The sequence below is a fragment of the Luteolibacter pohnpeiensis genome (assembly GCF_016595435.1).
GTDB classification, from domain to species: domain Bacteria; phylum Verrucomicrobiota; class Verrucomicrobiia; order Verrucomicrobiales; family Akkermansiaceae; genus Luteolibacter; species Luteolibacter pohnpeiensis.
Window position 1 is genome coordinate 1 of record NZ_JAENIJ010000003.1, and the last position, 18,350, is coordinate 18,350.

An 18,350-nucleotide genomic window follows, 5' to 3' on the forward strand; every position below is an offset into this window, starting at 1 on the left:
GCGTTTCCAGAGAGGAAGGAAGCCATCCCGGTTCCTGTAGCCGAACCGATAGCGAGGTAGCGTGGGCAGTTGAGGGTTCCGCCGGTTTGAACGAGGCTGCCGTAGCTGCCGCCGAAACCAATGCGGATGCCGGATGGGCCAGATGTGGATGCGTTGAATGTTCCACCATCCAAACGGAATTCCGCATAGGCATTCGAGCCGTTACCAACCGTGAAGTAGGCACCGCTCGTTCCGCTGGTGACCGTGCCGTTCGTTTGATGGAAAATCCCAACGGAGTCCGTGGCGTTACCGATCAGAGCGCTGCCGGAATAGGTCAGCGAACCGGTGCTGTTCATCTCAAGGATGGTCTTGGCGCCGGTTTCGTTAGCCATCAACAAGCCACCGTTACCGGTGCTGCTGGCGGATCCTGTAAACAGAAGTGTGCCAGAGCGGACGTTGGTTTTGCCGGTGAAAGTATTCTGGCCGGTGAGTTCGAGAATTCCGTCGCCACCCTTGCGGATTTCGGCGGATCCCGTGATCACCGAATTGATAGTGGCATCGTAATTGGTGTCGATGACTCCAGAGTCCAGGGAGAATGAACCGCCGGAAATGCTGTAGCCCGCAGCGTTAAACTCAAGCAACGATGGGACAACCGTGCCGTTGATCGTGATGGCCTTGCTGGTTCCTTGTTCGCCGAAAATCGCATCGACCTCATCCACCCAGGCAGTGGCTGAATCCGCAAACCAGTTGTTCAGTCCATCGTCCCAGACCGAGCTTTTGTCGCCGATCCAGTCCAGGGATGTGAGAGCGGGTTCTTCTGGAACGTCCGTCGGAAGGGGAATGTCGAGAGTTTCCACCCGGCGGTTGGTGGTCATCGGATAGTCGGAGATGACCCGATCGATCACGTTCCATGTCAAGCCGTCCGAGCTGCCTTCCAAGGTCCAGCGTTGTGGATCACGATCCGGATAGTCGTTGGCAGTTACAAAGCGGTAACCGTCGATCGCGGTGGCAGTTCCGAAATCGAAAACGAGGGGTCCATTGACGCCCTGGTACCATTTGGTGGTGACGTCGCCGTCGATGACATTGGCTGGGCCTTCCGCATCGGGAGTGGTGGCACCGCCGTTGTCGACGGTGACGCCGTTGAGATTGACGAGTTGTCCGTTGTGCAGGAATTCGAATTCGGAGAACTGAATCGCAGTCGAGAAACGATCGCGCAAGCGTGTGGTGGTGAAACGGTAGTAGCGATAAGTCGATTCCTTACCGGTCGGCTTGGTGGCGCTCAGTGTCGTGGTATTCGATGCTTCGTCGTAAGTCGCTTCCACTGGAGCAAGGGCGTAAAACCATGACTCATCGACAATCGACCGCTGATCTCCCGTGAGGACAACCTCACCACCTTGCAGAGCAAATTGAGGGTAGGTGCCGGAGCCGACGACAATCGATCCAAGTGAAAGGTGGCCGCCGGACATTTGGTAAGTGCCGCTGTTCTGGCGCGAAAGCGTCATGTTGCTGGTGCCCAGATCGATTTCACCACCGGTCTGGTTTACCGTTCCAGCGGCCGAGCCATCACCGAGCCACATGGAGCCATTGTTGGTGTGGAGCGTTCCTCCGTTGAAATTCAAAACCCCACCGTTTCCGGCTCCGACGATCAATGCGCCGGTCGTGTTGGTCAGGTTGATGTCACCACCATTCACCTCCATTTTGGAAAGGGTGTTGGTGGCGCTTTGGCGGCCGATGATGAAATATTGGAACGCATCGGCGTTCAGAGTACCTGAATCGATTTTGAGCGTCGCATTGCGGGAGACATAAAAACGCCGTCCCGTAGTTGCCGCAGAGAAATTTGCAATGCCACCGTTGAGATGGAAGAGATCGGAATTGGCTTGGATGCCGATCTGAATCTCCTCATCAATGTTGGTGGAGTTATCGATCACGTTCAGCGTGCCGCCATTCAGCTCGTAGGTTCCATTGGACCCTTCATTTTGTGACAGATACCAACCGTCAGATACTGTGGAAGTGAGTGTGCCGCCATTCTGGACGATTTTTCCCTCAAGATTGCTGGCGCCAACGAAAAATGCTCCCGAATGCTGAAGCTCGCCACTGTTGATGGTCAGCGTGGCAGCTGCGTCCGTTGCGTTGAGGAAATTGACACCTGTCACCTGAAGAATGCCGCCGGACAGGGTGGTTTCCGCAGCCCGGGAAAGCTCCGTGGTGGTGGTTACTGTGCCTGCGGAAATAGCGACAGGGTCTGTGGCGGAAGGGGCAGTCGCCGGGGTCCAGTTTGCAGGAGTCAGATAGTCTCCATCAGTGCCATTCCAAGTATGATTGGTTTGAGCACTCGAAAAGCCTGTCGTGATGACAAAACTTGAAAGTGTGAAAAGTAGAACAATACGATTTTTCGATTTCATGAGAACGGGCGGTCACAACCAAGGCGACCGGCGCGCAAAGTGCCACTGAGTGGGCGGGGAAACAGACCCATTGTGTGAACTTATCGTAACATGAATGCCAATGTCTTTGGAAACGAATGAGCCTTGATTTTACTTAGGAATCGTTAGCAAAAACTGCGCTGGAAATCGTAATTTGCAGCTAAGTGATCGACCTAAACCAAGTAGTCATATCACTCATGTAAGAATCATAAAAAAGCCGAACTCCGGCTTGGGAGTTCGGCTTATGAAAGCAATTGCGGTAAGAGCGGAATTAGTAGGATGATTCCACCCGGGTCGCAACATCGCGATAGCCGTAGTCGACTTCGTAGATTTGCTTGAAGGAGTCGAGGGCGGCAGCTTTGTCGCCCATTTCGTCGTGGATCATGCCCTTTTCGTAAAGGATTTCCTTCTTTGTGGCATCCATCACCTGGAGATCAGCCAAAGCATCGGTGAGCTGTTTGACGGCGATGTCGAACATGCCCTTCTGCTTGAAGGTGCGACCGAGGGTAAGCAGAACCTTCGTACGAATGTGAGGGTTGCGGGTTGCTTGCTGGAGGTGAGGGATTGCCGCACTGTAATCTCCTGCTTGGTAAAGAGCGTGGCCAAGTTCGTAGCGCAGTTGAGGATCGGTCGGGTTTTGGTCGACGCGCTTTTTCGCCTCATCGACTTGCTCGACAAGTCGCGCGGCTTTGCTTTCGGCAAGTTGCTGCTGAAGCTCCGGATTTTCCGGATCGGCAGCGGCGGCAGCTTCGAGATTCTTCAGTTGGATTTCCGCAGCGCGGTCCTTCATCTGGACGCTCTTGTTTGCAAGGGCGACGTCGCCGTTACTGAGTGAGTAGGCCCATTGATAGAAGGTGTGGGAGTTTTGCCAGTCTTCCAATTGCTCGTAGATCGAGGCAAGGTCCTTGGAGGCAGCGAGATCATTTGGATTGGCGTTGTAGCGCTCAATGATTTTGTCGCGGCGTTCTTCAAGTTGCTCGCGGGTCAAGCCGGTGCGGGCAGCTTTTTCGAGTTCTTCGCTCTCCGCAGTGTTCTTCATCAGCGAGCGGATGTCCGCATTTTCGTCCCAGCGTTGTTTCTGCATGGACGCTTTGGCCGATGAGTCTTTCGCGCCTTTGACCGCCACCGAATCCGTTGGAACAAATTTGGTGATGTCGGTGTAGACTTCAGAGGCGGCAAGGTGGTTGTCTTGGGAAATGTAGAAATCAGCCAGCTTGTGAAGCAGTTTGATGTTTCCTTCCGGAGCACCCTTGCGGATGGTCTCAAGAGCGAAGGCAGCAGTTTCAGGAAGATCCATGCGAACCGCGCAATCGAACAACAAATCGTTGTTCGCAGCATCCAACGGATCTTTTTCCAGATCTTTTTCGATCAGTGGAAGTGCAGCTGCGGGATCTTTTTTCGCAACGCCAGAATGTTTGCTGCTTCCACCGCCAAAAAGGCCGCCTTTTTTCTTAGGAGCACTGCCGGCGAGCTGAATTTCACATTTCCGGAGCAATTTGCGGCCCTCAAGGAAACCGGGGTTATCCTTGAGGATGGCTTGAACCAAGTTGATGGTGTAGGTGGGGTTGGAAGCTTGGACTGCACTGAGTGCTTTGAGCCACAATGGCTTAATGTTTGCTGGCAGGTCCTTTTCGGTGATCTCAGGCATGGCTTGGGACTGTCTTCAGTTTTTTTGTAACCACAATCGGTGGCGGGGTGCAGGGAAAATGGAGGTTGTAGCAGACATTGGCAAGCATCTGCTTGTCCCGTTCTCAGGGGAAGCGTGTTTTTGGGATTGAAGAACGTTCGAATCTGGGGTATGAATCTGCCTGCCGGAGGCATTTTAGTTTTTCCCTCCGACTTATTCTTACTTTTTCCATGCCTCCCCGCCCTAATAAATCACGCAGCAATTCTTCACGAGGAAATAACCGCCGTTTTGGTCCGTCCAGAAAGCCGGTCAAGGAAGGTGAAGAAAAAGCCGTGGAGGTGGAAGGCGAAATTTCATCCGTTCTCGCCGGCACGATGTTCCGCGTCAAGCTGGCCAGCGGGCATGAAGTTCTTGCTCACATTTCCGGAAAAATGCGGAAACGTTTCATCCGTTTGGTCGTTGGTGACCGGGTGAAAATGGAAATGTCACCCTATGACCTCACCAAAGCACGGATCGTTTTCCGCTTGGGCTGATCCTTCGCGAGTGCAGCCTCTGAACTTCATCGGCTGCCATCATAGCAGCTTGTCTCTAGTGAGAGGCCGGGCGCTTCGACGTTGCGAAACTGTAGGCCAATCAATCAGTGATTTGGTCGGTTTCAGCGGCCTCAATTTCTGTCAGGCTGTTCAGGCTGCGGCGTTCAATCACGATTTCACCCAGCAGACTATTTTGTCGGACGACGAATTGATTCAACTTCATCAATTCCAAAACTGCGAGGAAACTGACAATGACCTCAGCTTTGGTGGTTGCGGTTTGGAATAAATCTTCGAATCGACGGGCAACACCGGGCTCGAAGCTTTCGAGCATGAATTCGATTTTGTCCGCAACGGTGTAACGGTCGTCGATGATGTCGCCGAAATCGTGGGATTCCTCGAAGCGTTTGAGAACGTTCTGGAACGCCCGGATCAGATCGAAAATCGAGACTTCCGCCAATGGCACCGGCTCCTTGGGCGTGAGATCCTGCTTTTCGGGCTGATGCGCAAAGCGGCCTTCCTGTTCCATTTCGCGAATGGATAGAAATCCGGCGGCGTCTTTGAATTTCTTGTATTCGATCAGTTGTCGGATCAGTTCCCAGCGTGGATCGTCTTCTTCCGCATCCTCTTCCGGCGGTTGATCGACTTTCGGGAGCAAGGTGCGGCTTTTCAAATACATCAGATTTGCCGCCATGACGATGAACTCCGAAGCAAGATCGATATTCAGCAGTTTGAAAGTGTTGATGTAGTCGAGGTATTGCCGGGTGATGCGCTCAATGGAGATCGACTGGATATCGACTTCGTCCTTTTTGATCAGGTAAAGGAGCAGGTCGAGAGGACCTTCGAAGATTTCCAAACGCACTTTATAGTCATTGGCTTCCACGGGTCGGGTGTTATGCGATTGAAAGTGGTGGTGCGAGGCAAATTTCCACTGGTCTGAATGAGCGGCTGCGGTTTAGCTTCCTGCGTCCCTGTGGCGAGTCAAACTTTATGGAGTCCCAGCAATCGCAAAATTTCAATGAACGCCTAAGCCAATGGGTGGCAAGTCAGGGCTTTTGGTTTCAACTTCGGCACTCAGGATCTGGCGGCGAGTCGCAAGGCCTTCTATTCCATTTCATGCAGCTGTGCTTCCGGCTGCTGGCTTTTTTGGTGGTTCTGGCTCTAATTGGATGGGGCTACTTGGTGATGCGAATCGATGGTCGGCCATTCCAGAAGGAGGTGGAGGACTCCATTGAGCGCTCCCTTGGCGCAAAGGATTTGGAAACGAACGGATTCAAGCGGACCGAGGGGCAGCTGAATCTGGTGAATCTGGAAATGAAAGGTTCTAAGGCCGCCTTTTTTGATTCGTTGAAAGTTACCAGCATGAAATGTGAAATGTCCTTGCTGGACGGTTTCACCGGCGCTTGGGACACAGGCTTGATCACCGCCGCGTCCGCCAATCTGGAAATGCGTGCGGGCGCTGACGATGATGCAGCTGCGCAGCAAATCGGCGAGGCTTTGTTCAAGACATACGGCCGGGTAAAAGTAAGTGCCCTGCAAATCAATGACTTCAACATGGGTTGGGGATTCTCGGATCAAACGAAAGGATCTATTCACGGCGCGGAAGCTCGCATTCAGCGCGTTGCGGAAGGCTGGAAAGTCGATTTGAAAGGCGGCACCTTCAGCCAGAATTGGATCCGCGGCTTGAAAATCATTCACCTCGCTGCCACCTGCACGCCGGAGGGCATCACCTTTGACGATGCCAGGTTTGGTGATGACACTGCGAATCTGGATCTCACCGGATTGCACATCACAGGTGGCTCCAGGCCGACTTTGTCTGGCACGGCAGTGATGACCTCGGTGCCCATGTCTGCATTGATTCCCGTAGCTGCCCAGCGATTTATGGATGGCACCATTTCTGGTTCTTTCAAGGTTTCCGGATCACTCAACACTCCAAGCGGTGTGAATTTGGAAGGCACGGCGACGATCAGCGACTCGGATCGCCTGGTTTTCCGCGACAGCCTTCCGTTGCTGCGCTCTCTTTCAGTGGTGGATGCTTATCACAATTACCGCCGCGTTGAGTTCAAGTCCGGGTCATTCAAACTGAAAACGGGCGGTGCCAAAATGGAACTATCGCAAGTCAAACTGAACGGCGGTGACTTGATGACCGTCTCTGGCTCCCTTGAAGCAAGAACCCCGACACCGGAAGAAGTGCGGGAACTGATCGCGCAAGGTGCGGATCAATCGTCTGCGCAGTTTGATCTCTTCGTTGAAGACCCTTCCGATGATGTCGGCTCCGGCTCTGGCAAGTATGCGGAGCCGTCAAAGGACGATGATCAAGGTGCTTCACCTGCAGGGCAGGATTTAACCCGATTGCAGCAAGAAGCTGCGGAACGCGTCGCCAGCTCGATGCGCTATAAGGGAGAGTTCGAAATTTCCCTGAACGCCAATGCCTTTGATCGCGCTGAAATGCTGGCCGCGAAATACCCGGTCGATCCTGAGACTGGCCGGGTTGTGGTCAAAGTGCCGATCGATGCAGGCATCGGCAATATCACTCTGAAAATGGCTTCAGAGATTTACAAAGGCGGCAAACGCTGAGCTGGCCGCATCACTTGTATTTTTACGACTGCACCTTAGCGGAATTGATTTTGCTCCGCCTGATAGGTGTAGCCGGACTTTGACATTTTTGCGATCAGCTCCTCTTGATCCAGATCGTGGGTTTTCACCAGATCATCCAATGAGTCGCAGTGATTGCGCAGTTCCGTATTGAGCAAGCCCAGCAAAAGATGCGGGTCCATTTGCAGGTAGTTCGATAAATCCACAGTGCGGAAAAAATCGCACCCTCAGGTATCACTCGCAAGAGAAAGGTGATGGCTGCCGGAAACATCATCTGCTCTGATTTTCCGACAGTTTGTTCGAATTCAGTGACCGCAATGCGGGGCAGCAGTCACCGGCAGGCGGGATTACTCCAGCTCTTCCTCAATGAAATCCATCAGCAGGTCGAGCACCTCATCCAATCCGCCAGGCAGCTCTTCTTCGATCGTTGCGAGGTAATCCGCCTCGGTTTCGCTGTAGTCGTTGCGATCCTGACTGCGGTTTCCACACCAGCGGCTGGCGTTGAGCGGATCGACAAGGGTGGTCGCACCGATCAGTTCGAAGGAGTTGATCACCCGTTGATGGTCCACCCCACTTTGCCAAAATTCATGCAATCCATCTTCGCTTTCGAGAATGGGGACGGTTTCATAGACATCGATCACAGCACGTTCTTCGCGAGTGAGCTCGCGCTTTGCGGACTCACCTTCAAGTCGATCGATGAGAATCTCAACTTCATCTGGCCATTCAATTGGTTCCTGAGAAAACATTTCGCGCGGGTCTAAATGAGGGTGGTTCGCTTTGCAAAGCGCTAAAATCACTTTTCACACATCGGACTCCGACGGACTTGGCACCGGAGCCATTCGGTGTAGATGCCAGAAAATCAGTATGCATTGAAGAATCTCCCGCTGGGGTTCCTGCAGACAATTGATCGTTGTGAGATCGAAGGATGCTTTCTATAAGCATGAAATGCCGAATGGATGGTGGGTGTCCTTAATTCTGATACTTGCGCGGTTCCCTGCAGTCCTGGCGCAGGAGGTGGCGCCTGTGGTGGTGACACTGGGACCCGCAGAATCGAGGGAAGGTGGACGCCGCATTTGGAAGACATCGCATTTCGAATTGGAATCCATCGGCCAAGTGCCGGAGTCTGCGGTGAAACGCTTGGCCGTGCTTGGGGAATCGACCGCCGCCGCCTTGAAAGCATTTGCGTTACCCGTGGCTGCTCCACCAACCCGGGAGATGCCGAAAATTTCGATTTTTGCAGAGGGCGCGGCTTACGAGCAGGCAGGCGCTGCCAAAGGGTCGGCCGGATTTTATCTCGGTCGTGGACAGGCAAGGGTGCTGATTCGAGCGGATTACTTTTTGAACGCCGTGGTGGCTCATAGAACAGCACGGACGCCGACGGTGGATGAAGATCTTGCCGTGCATGAATTGGTCCATCTGGGAATGCATGAAAAGATGGAGAGATTGCCGCCTTGGTTTATCGATGGCATCGCGGAATATTTCGCTGCAGCGCACAGCGGCGGAGGGAGATTTTAATTCAGCAAAATGGATGCGGCTGTCCGGGATCATTTAAAAGGAAGATTGGGAACGACCCGCCAACCCACCATTCGCCTCGTTCCGGTATCGAAAGTGCTCCATTTGGAAGGGCGGGGATGGGTGCAGTTGATGGAGGAACTTCCGCCGGATGATCGCTACCGAGCTTACGGAACTGCGTTACTTCTGACCCACTATTACCTGAATGGCGGACCTGATCGGCAGCAGGTGGTTCGAAAAATGTTAGAACAGGCTGGCAGACGGGGGAGGCCCAATGAGATGGTGGATGAAGCTCCGGAGGAGATTGAGGCCAGGCTGACGAAGTTCTGGAACAAGCGCGATCTGCCTTTGGAATTTGCCCTATCGGAGGGCATTAAGTGACCAGCGCTTGGTCCCGCCTTTTTATGTTGGAGAGGTTTGCGCGGTTCTGAAATGGATCTTGATCGGTGAAGAAGCCGACCTTAGCTTGCAGAACCCGCCATGCGGCGGCCGATACAACTGATGGCTCTGCTGATTATTTACATTCTGTTGGCACTGACGGTTTCGTTCCTGTGCTCGATCTTGGAGGCAGTTTTGCTTTCGATCACTCCGGCTTCGATCGCAGGCGCAAAGGAAAAGGGGGCGAAATGGGGAGAGCGCATGGAGGGGCTGAAGTCTGATATTGATCGCCCGCTTTCCGCGATTTTGACCCTGAACACCTTCGCTCACACCATGGGCGCGGCTGGCGCGGGTGCACAGTATGCTAGTTTGTTTGGGAATGTGGGAGAATCGATCTTTGCAGGCGGCCTGACTTTGGCGATCCTGGTCATCACGGAAATCATTCCCAAAACTCTGGGGGCGAGGTTTGCGGTTCCACTGGCAGCTCCGGTTTCGGTGATGCTGGTTTTTCTAACAACCACTCTCAAGCCACTTGTATGGTGCTCCAAGCAGATCACCAAGTTGATCACTCCGAAAGGCGGGGAAAGTCACACCATGCAGCGGGAAGAAATTCTGGCGATGGCGCGCATGGCGGCGGAATCAGGATCGCTTGGACCGCGTGAAAGCCAATTCATGCAAAACCTCATCCAGCTACATGGCATGAAGGTGAAAGACATCATGACGCCGCGGCCGGTGATTTTTGCGCTGCCGCAAAGCACCAGCTTGGTCGAATTTGTGGAAAAAATCGAAGGCAAACCATTCACCCGAATTCCGGTTTATAAGACGAATCGGGATGAGGTGACCGGGTTTGTCATTCGTGAAGAAGCGTTGATCGCGCACCTGAAGGACGCGGATGATACCGGGACATTGGAACAAGTCGTGCGGCCGATCGCAGTGACGCCGGAATACACGCCGGTGGATGTGTTGTTCCAAAGATTTATTTCTGAACGGCATCAGATCATGTTGGTCACCGATGAATTCGGCACCACCATAGGATTGGTGAGTTTCGAGGATGTGATCGAAACGATTTTCGGCTTTGAGATTGTGGATGAGAAAGACAAAGTCGCTGATCTCCAGACACATGCTCGCACGCTATGGCATGAGCGCGCCAAAAAGATGGGCATCGTGTTGGAGGAGGAAGTGCCGAAAGCCGATTAGCTGGCTGCTGGATCGCCACGATTCTCGCATCGACAGAACCGAGAATTGTCAGGATAAGAGGCGCGGCGATGAGGTGGAAGATGAGCAGACGAAAGTTTTTCGCGCTGGGCGGAGGATCGCTTTTGGCGGCTGGTGGCGGGATCGCTGAAGGCAAGCGCGAGGCGAAGTTGTTAGAGACAACCTTCAAGAAAATCACGGGGCTTGGGTTGAAACAACCGATTCGGGTTTTGCATCTCTCGGATCTGCATGCTTCCAGCGTGGTGCCTTGGTGGTTAATTTCCGAAGCGGTTCGGATCGGTCTTTCCCACAAGCCGGACATGGTTTTTCTAACAGGTGACTTTGTGACTGGCGGTGACTTTCAATTCAAAGATTACCCGAAGCATCTGGCGGCATTGGAAGGTCAGCCCAATTGTTATGCCTGCCTTGGAAATCATGATTTGCCCTATTGGCCGGAGCACAAGCCGATGTCCGTCGCGCGGCGGCTGGAGCTGGATTTGAAATCGGTCGGGGTCAAGCTGCTGTTCAATCAGCGTGAAGACATTGAAGTGGCGGGTCAGCGGTTGCGCATCGCTGGCTTGGGAGATCTTTGGTGCAAGGAAGTCAAGCCGGAGGAATGCCTTGATCGTGTGGACCGTGAAATGACCGATGAGATCCCCACGTTACTTTTGGCGCACAATCCAGATACGAAGAAGCGCGTGGCGGATTACCGCTGGGACGTGATGTTTTCCGGCCACACCCATGGCGGGCAGTTGGTGATTCCAGTGCTTGGCTGGCGGCCGATTTTGCCCGTTGAGGATCGCTCGATGGCAGAAGGGTTGCATGATTGGCGGGGACGGAAAGTTCATGTCACACGCGGTGTGGGGAATCTTCACGGGGTCCGGCTCAATTGCCCACCTGAGGTGAGTTTGTTAGATCTTTCCTGACGGCGACGATGTTTTCAGAATCCAAGTTGATTTTGTTTTTCGCGGCAACGGTCGCGATGATTCTAACACCCGGGCCTGCGGTGCTGTACATCGTGGCACGAGGTTTCAGCCAAGGCGTTAGATCGACGCTGATATCGGTCACTGGGATTTTTGTTGGAAATTTAAGCCATGCACTCGCGGCTGCGTTGGGCTTATCGGCGGTTTTCGCTTCGTCTCCGCTGGCGTATGCGATGTTGAAGTATCTGGGGGCTGGCTACTTGCTCTATCTGGGAATTCGAAAATTCATGACCAAGCCAGTGCCTGTGACAGATCCGACGTTCCAACAGGAAAATGCGGCAGCTGTTTTCCGCCAGGGCATGATGGTGGGATTGTTCAACCCGAAGATCGCCTTGTTCCTGTTGGCATTTTTACCTCAGTTCACCTCGCCGGGAACGAGCCCGATGTGGCTCCAGTTGCTGATTCTTGGAGTTGCCTTTGTGTTGATGGGCTATGTGGGAGATAGCTGCTTCGCCCTGCTTTCGGGATCGATCGGCGGCTGGATCAGACGCCACCCGAAGTTTGGTGAAATGGAACGCTGGATCTCCGGCGGGATCTTCTGCTTGTTAGGGATCGGGCTTCTGTTGATCAAATAAGCTCTGAATGGGAAAAGAAAAACCCCGCCCTCGGAGGAGAGCGGGGTGATCCTGAATCGTTCTGAATCCGTGATTCGGATCAGGAGTCTTCCGGTGTCACCAAGCGGAAGAACGCTTTAGGATGCGAAACCAGATTGATTTCCACGGTCCATGAATCGGTGAGACGGCTGCTGGTGACATCTTCGTCTTCCGAGCTGCTGACCGGATACCAGGTGACCAAATCATACGAGTATTCCAGCTCGATAGATGCGTCTGCAGCGTCCGGGTTGAGCGGGATGCTGTAGCTGGCTACGGTGCCGTTTTCGCCGGTGCTGACCTGGACTTGAGGCAGCGAGTTCGCCACCAGCGGATGGTAGCCCAGGGCATACTCCATCGCATTGCTCAGGCCATCGCCATCGGGGTCCGCATCGTTCGCAGCTGCTGAATCTTCGGTGTTCTCCCAATAAAGTGCTTGGTATGCCGGATAGCCGACCTCTGTGGAAAGGAATCGAACATTGTCGAAATCGAGCACAGTTCCGGCTCCCGCAGTTTTGATCACACGGATGGCGAGGACTTGGTTGGCTGTGACGGTATCTCCGGTGGTGTAGGTGAGCCCCACGTCGGTGAATGTCCCGGCAGCGTTACCGTTTTCCATGGCGTCCAGGTCTTCCTTGCTGAATGAAGCGGAAGCGACGGTTTCACCATTGGCCAGGATTTCGATGGTTGCACCGCCAAAGGTGGATGGGTCATCGCGAACGCCGAGCGCGACCTTGAGAACGTGCGCGGTGTTGGGCTTTACCAAGGCCCGGGTGGTGTGCAGGAAGTAATTTCCAGCGGAGCCGCCATCGAGAACGGCGACATGGCGACCGTTCATGTGGGACATGACACCGCTTTGGATGCGGTCCACTGCACCCGCGTAGGTTGCACTGCCTGGGTTGAAGATTCCATTGCTTCCATCGGCTGCGTTTTGGCCGTCAGCGGTGAGAATGCGCCAGCCAAGGATGGATGGGGAATCGGTGTTGGTATCGGTGGTGACCAGTTGTGAAGCGTCATCGGAAAGCAATCCCAGACCCGTGATGGTGGAGTCCCGGTTGTCCTCGAAGTTGCCGTTCCGTGGTGTCATGCCTGGAGTTCCGTTGAGAATTTCCAGCCATTGATCCGAGTGATCGGCCATACCGGCCGCGTTGAAATGGACGGTGTCTTTGAGTTTTCCGCCGTTTGCATCTTCCAAATGGAAACCGTCTGTCGTAGGTCCGATGAATACCAGTGGATCGGCGAAAATCGTCGCCCGCTGCCCGGCGGTAACCGGTTCTTCCTGCTTCAGGACCGCAGATGGATGGAACGATGCTTCCGCCATGTACCAAGGGGCGTCCCAGCCGCAATCGATTCTGGATTGTGAAATGATGGATGCCATCCGGGCGGCGTAAGTCACTGCAGTCGTGCTGTAGACCGAGTCGGTTTCACCTTGGTGCCACAAGACCGCGCGGAATCCGTGGTCCGGGAATGATTGCACGGCTGGTTTCAACCGATCGTCATAGTGAGATTGGCCGGGAACCCATTGGCTTGTTTGCGTGCCGCCGACGCCCACGCAGATGAACCCGATGGGGAGATCGGTGGCGGCAGCGAGCTTGTCGCCGAGGCGTGACCAAACCGAGCCGTCGCTTGCGGTTGCAATCGGCATCGGATCGTAGGCGTGACGCCAGGTGGAGCCGGACACCGAAAGCCGGACGCTGACCCGGTCATCGGTCGGAGTATAAGCCGGGCCACCATCGTTGGCGGAATTCGATTGGCCGGCGGTGACATAAACATCACCGACTCCGACTTTTTCCACCACCGCAGTCGCGGAAGGGGTGTCGTCGGTGACGGCGCGAACTTCAATCTGATACCAACCGCCAGCGGCAACCCCACTCAGGGTGCCCGAGTAGCTGCCCGCAGTCGGATTGGTCACGATCGTTTGCCAATCGGTGGTGGTGCCATTGTTCGTGGTGCCATCCATCACGACTGCGCGGGCCTCGATCCGGTCGCCCGTGCCGCTGAAGGTTCCGGAAATGGGAATGTCGGCGGTGTTGGAGTCACCGCGTTGGATGACTTCACGGGTTGATGGACGCTCGATCGTGGCTTGTTTCGGAACATCGCCAACGGCGTATCCAGCCACGTCGATTTCCTGGATCACGATGCCGTTGTTGGTGCCAGTCCCTCGGGTCGGGGTTTCAAAATTGAATCGGACTGCGTCCACTCCACTGGCGATGATTCCCGTTGGCGAGGACAGGACGACTTTTGAGATCGCGGCGGTGTTGCTCGCACTGCTGAACGGGCTGTAGTCGACGCTTTGTGCTGCGAGCCAGGTCGATGTGCCGACGAGTCGATACTCCAGGGAATACTTTTGGTTGGCGTAGGTTTGGGTACCTCCGGACTTCCAGCCAGCGATTGTTTGCACGGAGGAAATCACGTAACCTCCGGTATTGGTCCCGACGTTCAGCTCGAACGTGAGAGTCGCCGGAAGCCGACCGCCACCAGTGCGGTAGAACGCTGCGGACGATGTGGAGGCCAGGCCATAACTTCCATCGTTTTGGCCACCGGCTCCGAATTGCGGGGCGATCGAACTGGTGAGTGAGCTGAAGGTTGGCTGGCCGCTATTGACCAAATCGGAAGTCATCACGTCTTCCGCAAAGGCTGCATCCGTATCACTCCACGTTGCATTCACCGAAACGGCGGGTAGCTCGGGAGCGGCGGCCGAAGGTGTGCCGGCGACATCGATTTCCCGAATCACCGTTCCCGGGTTCGGGGTGATGGTTGATCCTGGATCGCCAAAAATGAAGCGGATGCTATCGACTCCGCTGGCGATCACTCCCTCCGTGTCGGTTAATTTGACGTGGCTTTCATAAGTGCCGCCGGTGCTTGAGAAGGGTTGATACAACACATTGCTCAGCGGGATGTATCCGGATGAGCCGACGAGACTGACCTCGACGGTGAAATCCTGATTCGCCTGGATTTGAGCGGAGTTTGCCCAGCCCATGAAGGTATCGATCGAAGTGATGTCGTAGCCATTCGTATTCACCGAAACATCCAGATCGTAGGTGACTTCCGCAGGGAAATCCGTGGTTGCCTGGAAATAGGTATTCGCGGCATACGGGCTGTTTGCGTAGACGCCATCGTTGATTCCTGTTGCTGGGAAGGTGGCACTGGTGGAGGTGGCCGTAACGCTTGCCAAGGTAGATTGGCCATTGTTGATGAGATCGGTGGCACTCGCCTGGTCAGCGAAGGCCAGTGCCGTCGTCGATTGCTCGGTTTGAATGTTGATCTCTCCATGCGCCATCGTAGCTAGCAGCAAGAGATAAGGGAAAGGTGACTTCACGACTGAGGTTTTTGTTATGTTATAGAACACTTGGAATAAAAATAGGGTCTTTCGATGAACCGATCAAATCGGTGCGTTCCAAGTGATTCGAATGCTCTTGATTTTCGAATTAGGTGACAAGCATTGAATTGCGTGAATTTTAGTTTGTTAGGGTGAAATTATAAGATGTCATCCATTTTCAATACCATGAATATGAGTGAATTATGTAAATTTGCATAAAGGTGGGCACCGTTGTTTTCAAGGATTTGAGGGAGTTTATCGAAACGTAATTTTCTGGGTCGGTCTTGGAGTTTGGTTAGCATAAATAATTAACAAAATTGCTGCAAAATGATGAGTCATAATCGAATTGTGCATGTTATCTATCGAAGAGTTCATTTTGTGCATAATTGTCATATCGCCTGAGAGTGCCTGATAACCATCAAGATATTCCTGCTACAAAATCTCTCATGTGGATGCGTCTCCAAATTCGGGCCGAAATTCTCGCTTGCCGGGAGGGGAGGATCGCGCAGAGGGTCAGGATATGAGTTTGATGGAAAATGCTGACACTGTGAGATGGGGAGTGCTGGGCCCTGGTCGGATCGCCCGTGATGTTGTCAGGGATCTTCAAATGACTCCGAACGCCGTGCTGGAAGTGGTTTGCAGCCGCAGCCTGGATCGGGCAGAGGCGTTCGCTCAAGAATTCGGATTTCGTCGTGCGATGGAAGGGGAGGAGGCATTGGCTGCGGATCCGGACGTGGACATCGTCTACATTGCTTCGCCCCATCCGGCTCATTTTGAATCCGCCAAGCGCATGCTGCTTGCAGGCAAGCCGGTGGTTTGTGAAAAGCCGATGACGATGGATGCGGCTCAAGCTCGTGAGCTGATCGCCATTTCCAAACAGCAAAATGTGTTCCTGATGGAGGCTGTCTGGACGCGCTGTTTACCGGTCTTTCAAGTTGTCCGCAAATGGCTGCAGGAAGAGCGTGTCGGCCCCGGCAAACCGCGATTGGTCTCATCTTCGTTTTGTGTGGGTCTATCGAAAGATCCGAAGGATCGCTGGTTGAACCCGGAGCTGGGTGGCGGTGGCTTGCTGGATCTGGGCGTTTATCCATTGACGGTGAGCCAGCTCGCCATGGGTGGTGGTGCACCGGTCGAGATCAAGGTGATGGCGGATTTCGCCGAAACCGGGGTGGACGAAATGGTTTCCGGCTTGATGCGCTACGAGCATGGCGGGGTGGCGCGGTTCACCTGCAGCATGCGGACCGAATTCGAATGCCCGCTCGAAATCGGTGGCGAGGACGGATTCATTCGTGTCCCATCCCGATTTCTCGATGCAAACGAGGCAACTCTCACGGTGGGAAATCATAGCGAAACCGTGCGTGCGCCCCGTCGAGGCCAAGGCTATGTCCACGAGCTGGAGGAGGCGATGCGCTGTTTGCGATCGGGAGAGATCGAAAGCCCGATGATTTCGCACGCAGATACCCTGGCGACGATGGAAACGATGGACCGCATTCGCGCACAAATCGGCCTGAAATATCCAGGCGAAGAATAGCAGCCAATAGCAGCCGACCGATGGAGCGGGGGATTGAGCGCTAACGACTCGCAAACGGGCTGCAATCCACGTGGCGGTGGGGCTTGATATTGTGCCGCAGCGGGGCAGAATCCATGCGCGCATGACGACGACTTTTCCCGCCAATCTGGCACCACGACTGGACCCCATCCGGCAGCAGTTGCTGGAGCACCGGCTTTATCCACTGCTTACGGATCTCAAGTCGATCCGCTGTTTCATGGAGTATCATGTGTTTGCGGTGTGGGATTTCATGTCGCTGTTGAAGGCCTTGCAGCGTGGCCTTACCTGCGTGGAAGTGCCGTGGCTGCCAGCCAAGGAACCGAAGCTCGCGCGCTTGATCAATGAGATCGTGCTGGGTGAGGAAAGTGATCTTTCGATCGGTGGTGAGCCCGGGAGCCATTATGAAATTTACCTGCATGCGATGGAGGAATGCGGCGCGGACACCGGGCCGATCGAGGCAGTGATTGCCAGACTACGGTCCGGTGCATGGCTGGAAGTCGCCTTGGCGGAGATCGAGGCACCACAGTGCGTGCTCGATTTCGTTCAGCATACTTTCAAAGTGTTAACCGGCGGCAAATTGCATGAAATCGCGGCGGCGTTCACCTACGGTCGTGAGGATTTGATTCCGGCCATGTTCGGCGAACTTGTGGCCAAGGTGGACGATTCGACACAAGGCAAGCTCAGCAAATTTCGTTATTATCTGCAACGGCATATCGAGCTCGATGGTGACGAGCACGGCGAGATGGGCCGACAAATGGTTGCGCTGCTATGTGGCGATGATTCTGCACTTCAAAATGAGGCGGCGAATGCAGCTGCCGCTGCTCTAGAAGCGCGGCTGAAATTGTGGGATGGGATTGCAGAGATGCTGGAGAAAAAGGCGAAGTAACGGTAATGGATTGAAAGCGTCATTGAATCACTTCACTTTCGCGAGGTGAAGAAGTTTTCGTTTATGCTTTTTGGCTTCGCCGTCTTTTCAATGATGTGGTGCTTTATGGTGCTGCTGAACATGGATCCGAAGGAGCTATGGGCAGTTCCGATAGGGATAGCTTTTCTGGTCCTTTTTGGCATTGCTGCAACAATGGCTTTCGCCCTTAAAGCCTTGGAGAAATCCATAATAGAAATGAAAGTGATTCCCAAAGATGCTACTACTAATCAAGATGCACCGAACGCATGACGAGCTCTCAAATCAAGGAAGCCGATCTCTCAATAAGTTAATAGCTGTCAGGTGAGTAGACTTTAGGGTCTCTTGGTGGCTGGTATTTAGGGAGTCGACGATTGGGGAAGAATTTGAGTTTCGGACGAACATTGAGCCATAAGCCTGCACCGCAAATGACTGCTCCATAAGCAATAATAGCAGTTCCGCCAAAGTTGAAAGCTACTACAAGAGTAAACAGCGAAAATAGCAATCCGATGATTAAAAGACCAAGTCCGAGATTGGCCTTTAACTCTAATTTTTCTCGGTATCGTTGATTGGCAGCGGACCCATGGGGCAAGCTCGCTGGATTTTCGCGTAGTTCGATGCATTCTACAGCCGCGCACGCCCATTCCCATGGCCAACCATTTTTGGTCAACCTTTGTGCCACTTCGATGGGAGTTTGGGTTTGTAGCAAGATGCGAATGCTATTTCGCTCGGCATCGAATGCTTCTTGATACGTGCTGGCAGGATTTTTCATC

At 53.9% G+C, this 18,350-nt stretch carries 17 protein-coding genes; 10 read left to right on the plus strand and 7 right to left on the minus strand.

The window, feature by feature from the left end; genetic code table 11:
* Nucleotides 1-2,381 (minus strand): discoidin domain-containing protein (locus JIN85_RS02250; protein WP_200267222.1); only part of this gene is annotated, 2,381 nt, incomplete at its 3' end.
* A gap of 289 nt (nucleotides 2,382-2,670) precedes the next feature.
* A complete protein-coding gene (locus JIN85_RS02255; RefSeq protein WP_200267224.1) occupies nucleotides 2,671-4,047 on the minus strand; it encodes a UDP-N-acetylglucosamine--peptide N-acetylglucosaminyltransferase SPINDLY family protein in 1,377 nt (458 codons plus the stop codon).
* Between the two features lie 209 nt (nucleotides 4,048-4,256).
* Here JIN85_RS02255 and infA point away from each other — a divergent pair, with 209 nt between their 5' ends.
* Entirely contained in the window at nucleotides 4,257-4,559 is a 303-nt protein-coding gene (gene infA, locus JIN85_RS21190) for a translation initiation factor IF-1 (RefSeq protein ID WP_200267226.1), read from the plus strand.
* 100 nt (nucleotides 4,560-4,659) lie between these two features.
* On the opposite strand, the gene JIN85_RS02265 is transcribed toward infA, so the two are convergent.
* Nucleotides 4,660-5,439 (minus strand): segregation/condensation protein A, encoded by a 780-nt coding sequence (locus tag JIN85_RS02265; protein ID WP_200267228.1) that lies wholly within the window; start codon nucleotides 5,437-5,439, stop codon nucleotides 4,660-4,662.
* Between the two features lie 233 nt (nucleotides 5,440-5,672).
* Here JIN85_RS02265 and JIN85_RS02270 point away from each other — a divergent pair, with 233 nt between their 5' ends.
* The gene (locus JIN85_RS02270) at nucleotides 5,673-7,133 is read left to right on the plus strand and encodes a translocation/assembly module TamB domain-containing protein (RefSeq protein WP_200267230.1); all 1,461 of its coding nucleotides are present in this window, start codon (nucleotides 5,673-5,675) and stop codon (nucleotides 7,131-7,133) included.
* A 35-nt stretch (nucleotides 7,134-7,168) separates the two neighbouring features.
* On the opposite strand, the gene JIN85_RS02275 is transcribed toward JIN85_RS02270, so the two are convergent.
* Both JIN85_RS02275 and JIN85_RS02280 read right to left on the minus strand, forming a co-directional pair.
* Nucleotides 7,169-7,333 carry a DUF4250 domain-containing protein gene (locus JIN85_RS02275; protein WP_200267232.1) on the minus strand — a complete coding sequence of 55 codons (165 nt, stop codon included), beginning with the start codon at nucleotides 7,331-7,333 and terminating at the stop codon, nucleotides 7,169-7,171.
* 165 nt (nucleotides 7,334-7,498) lie between these two features.
* Nucleotides 7,499-7,897 (minus strand): hypothetical protein, encoded by a 399-nt coding sequence (locus JIN85_RS02280; protein WP_200267234.1) that lies wholly within the window; start codon nucleotides 7,895-7,897, stop codon nucleotides 7,499-7,501.
* Between the two features lie 217 nt (nucleotides 7,898-8,114).
* Here JIN85_RS02280 and JIN85_RS02285 point away from each other — a divergent pair, with 217 nt between their 5' ends.
* The 5 genes from JIN85_RS02285 (at nucleotide 8,115) to JIN85_RS02305 (ending at nucleotide 11,793) form a co-directional block, all read left to right on the plus strand.
* The gene (locus JIN85_RS02285) at nucleotides 8,115-8,666 is read left to right on the plus strand and encodes a hypothetical protein (protein WP_200267236.1); all 552 of its coding nucleotides are present in this window, start codon (nucleotides 8,115-8,117) and stop codon (nucleotides 8,664-8,666) included.
* 9 nt (nucleotides 8,667-8,675) lie between these two features.
* On the plus strand, nucleotides 8,676-9,044 hold the full coding sequence (locus JIN85_RS02290; protein WP_200267238.1) for a hypothetical protein: 369 nt from the start codon (nucleotides 8,676-8,678) through the stop codon (nucleotides 9,042-9,044).
* Nucleotides 9,045-9,164: 120 nt separating this feature from the next.
* Nucleotides 9,165-10,238, plus strand: coding sequence for a CNNM domain-containing protein (locus JIN85_RS02295; RefSeq protein ID WP_200267247.1), 1,074 nt, complete (start codon nucleotides 9,165-9,167; stop codon nucleotides 10,236-10,238).
* 80 nt (nucleotides 10,239-10,318) lie between these two features.
* The gene (yaeI, locus tag JIN85_RS02300) at nucleotides 10,319-11,161 is read left to right on the plus strand and encodes a phosphodiesterase YaeI (RefSeq protein WP_200267249.1); all 843 of its coding nucleotides are present in this window, start codon (nucleotides 10,319-10,321) and stop codon (nucleotides 11,159-11,161) included.
* Between the two features lie 8 nt (nucleotides 11,162-11,169).
* Entirely contained in the window at nucleotides 11,170-11,793 is a 624-nt protein-coding gene (locus tag JIN85_RS02305) for a LysE family translocator (RefSeq protein WP_200267251.1), read from the plus strand.
* Nucleotides 11,794-11,872: 79 nt separating this feature from the next.
* Here the strand turns inward: JIN85_RS02305 and JIN85_RS21855 are convergent, their stop codons facing one another.
* A complete protein-coding gene (locus JIN85_RS21855) occupies nucleotides 11,873-15,127 on the minus strand; it encodes a sialate O-acetylesterase (protein ID WP_200267253.1) in 3,255 nt (1,084 codons plus the stop codon).
* A gap of 529 nt (nucleotides 15,128-15,656) precedes the next feature.
* Here JIN85_RS21855 and JIN85_RS02315 point away from each other — a divergent pair.
* The 3 genes from JIN85_RS02315 to JIN85_RS02325 all read left to right on the plus strand — a co-directional run bounded on the left by JIN85_RS02315 (nucleotide 15,657) and on the right by JIN85_RS02325 (nucleotide 17,850).
* Complete coding sequence (locus tag JIN85_RS02315; RefSeq protein WP_200267255.1) at nucleotides 15,657-16,658, plus strand: Gfo/Idh/MocA family protein; 1,002 nt, start codon at nucleotides 15,657-15,659, stop codon at nucleotides 16,656-16,658.
* 121 nt (nucleotides 16,659-16,779) lie between these two features.
* Nucleotides 16,780-17,562, plus strand: coding sequence for a DUF3050 domain-containing protein (locus JIN85_RS02320; RefSeq protein WP_200267258.1), 783 nt, complete (start codon nucleotides 16,780-16,782; stop codon nucleotides 17,560-17,562).
* 45 nt (nucleotides 17,563-17,607) lie between these two features.
* Entirely contained in the window at nucleotides 17,608-17,850 is a 243-nt protein-coding gene (locus JIN85_RS02325; RefSeq protein WP_200267259.1) for a hypothetical protein, read from the plus strand.
* Nucleotides 17,851-17,887: 37 nt separating this feature from the next.
* On the opposite strand, the gene JIN85_RS02330 is transcribed toward JIN85_RS02325, so the two are convergent.
* Nucleotides 17,888-18,349 carry a hypothetical protein gene (locus tag JIN85_RS02330; protein ID WP_200267261.1) on the minus strand — a complete coding sequence of 154 codons (462 nt, stop codon included), beginning with the start codon at nucleotides 18,347-18,349 and terminating at the stop codon, nucleotides 17,888-17,890.
* Between the last annotated feature and the right edge of the window lies 1 nt (nucleotide 18,350).

Bases quoted from the DNA above. Each gene is read 5' to 3' on its own strand.
- JIN85_RS02315 (WP_200267255.1), top strand. From the start codon at position 15,657: ATGGAAAATGCTGACACTGTGAGATGGGGAGTGCTGGGCCCTGGTCGG.
- yaeI (WP_200267249.1), top strand. From the start codon at position 10,319: ATGAGCAGACGAAAGTTTTTCGCGCTGGGCGGAGGATCGCTTTTGGCG.
- JIN85_RS02275 (WP_200267232.1), bottom strand. From the start codon at position 7,333: ATGGACCCGCATCTTTTGCTGGGCTTGCTCAATACGGAACTGCGCAAT.
- infA (WP_200267226.1), top strand. From the start codon at position 4,257: ATGCCTCCCCGCCCTAATAAATCACGCAGCAATTCTTCACGAGGAAAT.
- JIN85_RS02270 (WP_200267230.1), top strand. From the start codon at position 5,673: ATGCAGCTGTGCTTCCGGCTGCTGGCTTTTTTGGTGGTTCTGGCTCTA.
- JIN85_RS02255 (WP_200267224.1), bottom strand. From the start codon at position 4,047: ATGCCTGAGATCACCGAAAAGGACCTGCCAGCAAACATTAAGCCATTG.
- JIN85_RS02290 (WP_200267238.1), top strand. From the start codon at position 8,676: ATGGATGCGGCTGTCCGGGATCATTTAAAAGGAAGATTGGGAACGACC.
- JIN85_RS02295 (WP_200267247.1), top strand. From the start codon at position 9,165: ATGGCTCTGCTGATTATTTACATTCTGTTGGCACTGACGGTTTCGTTC.
- JIN85_RS02320 (WP_200267258.1), top strand. From the start codon at position 16,780: ATGACGACGACTTTTCCCGCCAATCTGGCACCACGACTGGACCCCATC.
- JIN85_RS02280 (WP_200267234.1), bottom strand. From the start codon at position 7,897: ATGTTTTCTCAGGAACCAATTGAATGGCCAGATGAAGTTGAGATTCTC.
- JIN85_RS02330 (WP_200267261.1), bottom strand. From the start codon at position 18,349: ATGAAAAATCCTGCCAGCACGTATCAAGAAGCATTCGATGCCGAGCGA.
- JIN85_RS02305 (WP_200267251.1), top strand. From the start codon at position 11,170: ATGTTTTCAGAATCCAAGTTGATTTTGTTTTTCGCGGCAACGGTCGCG.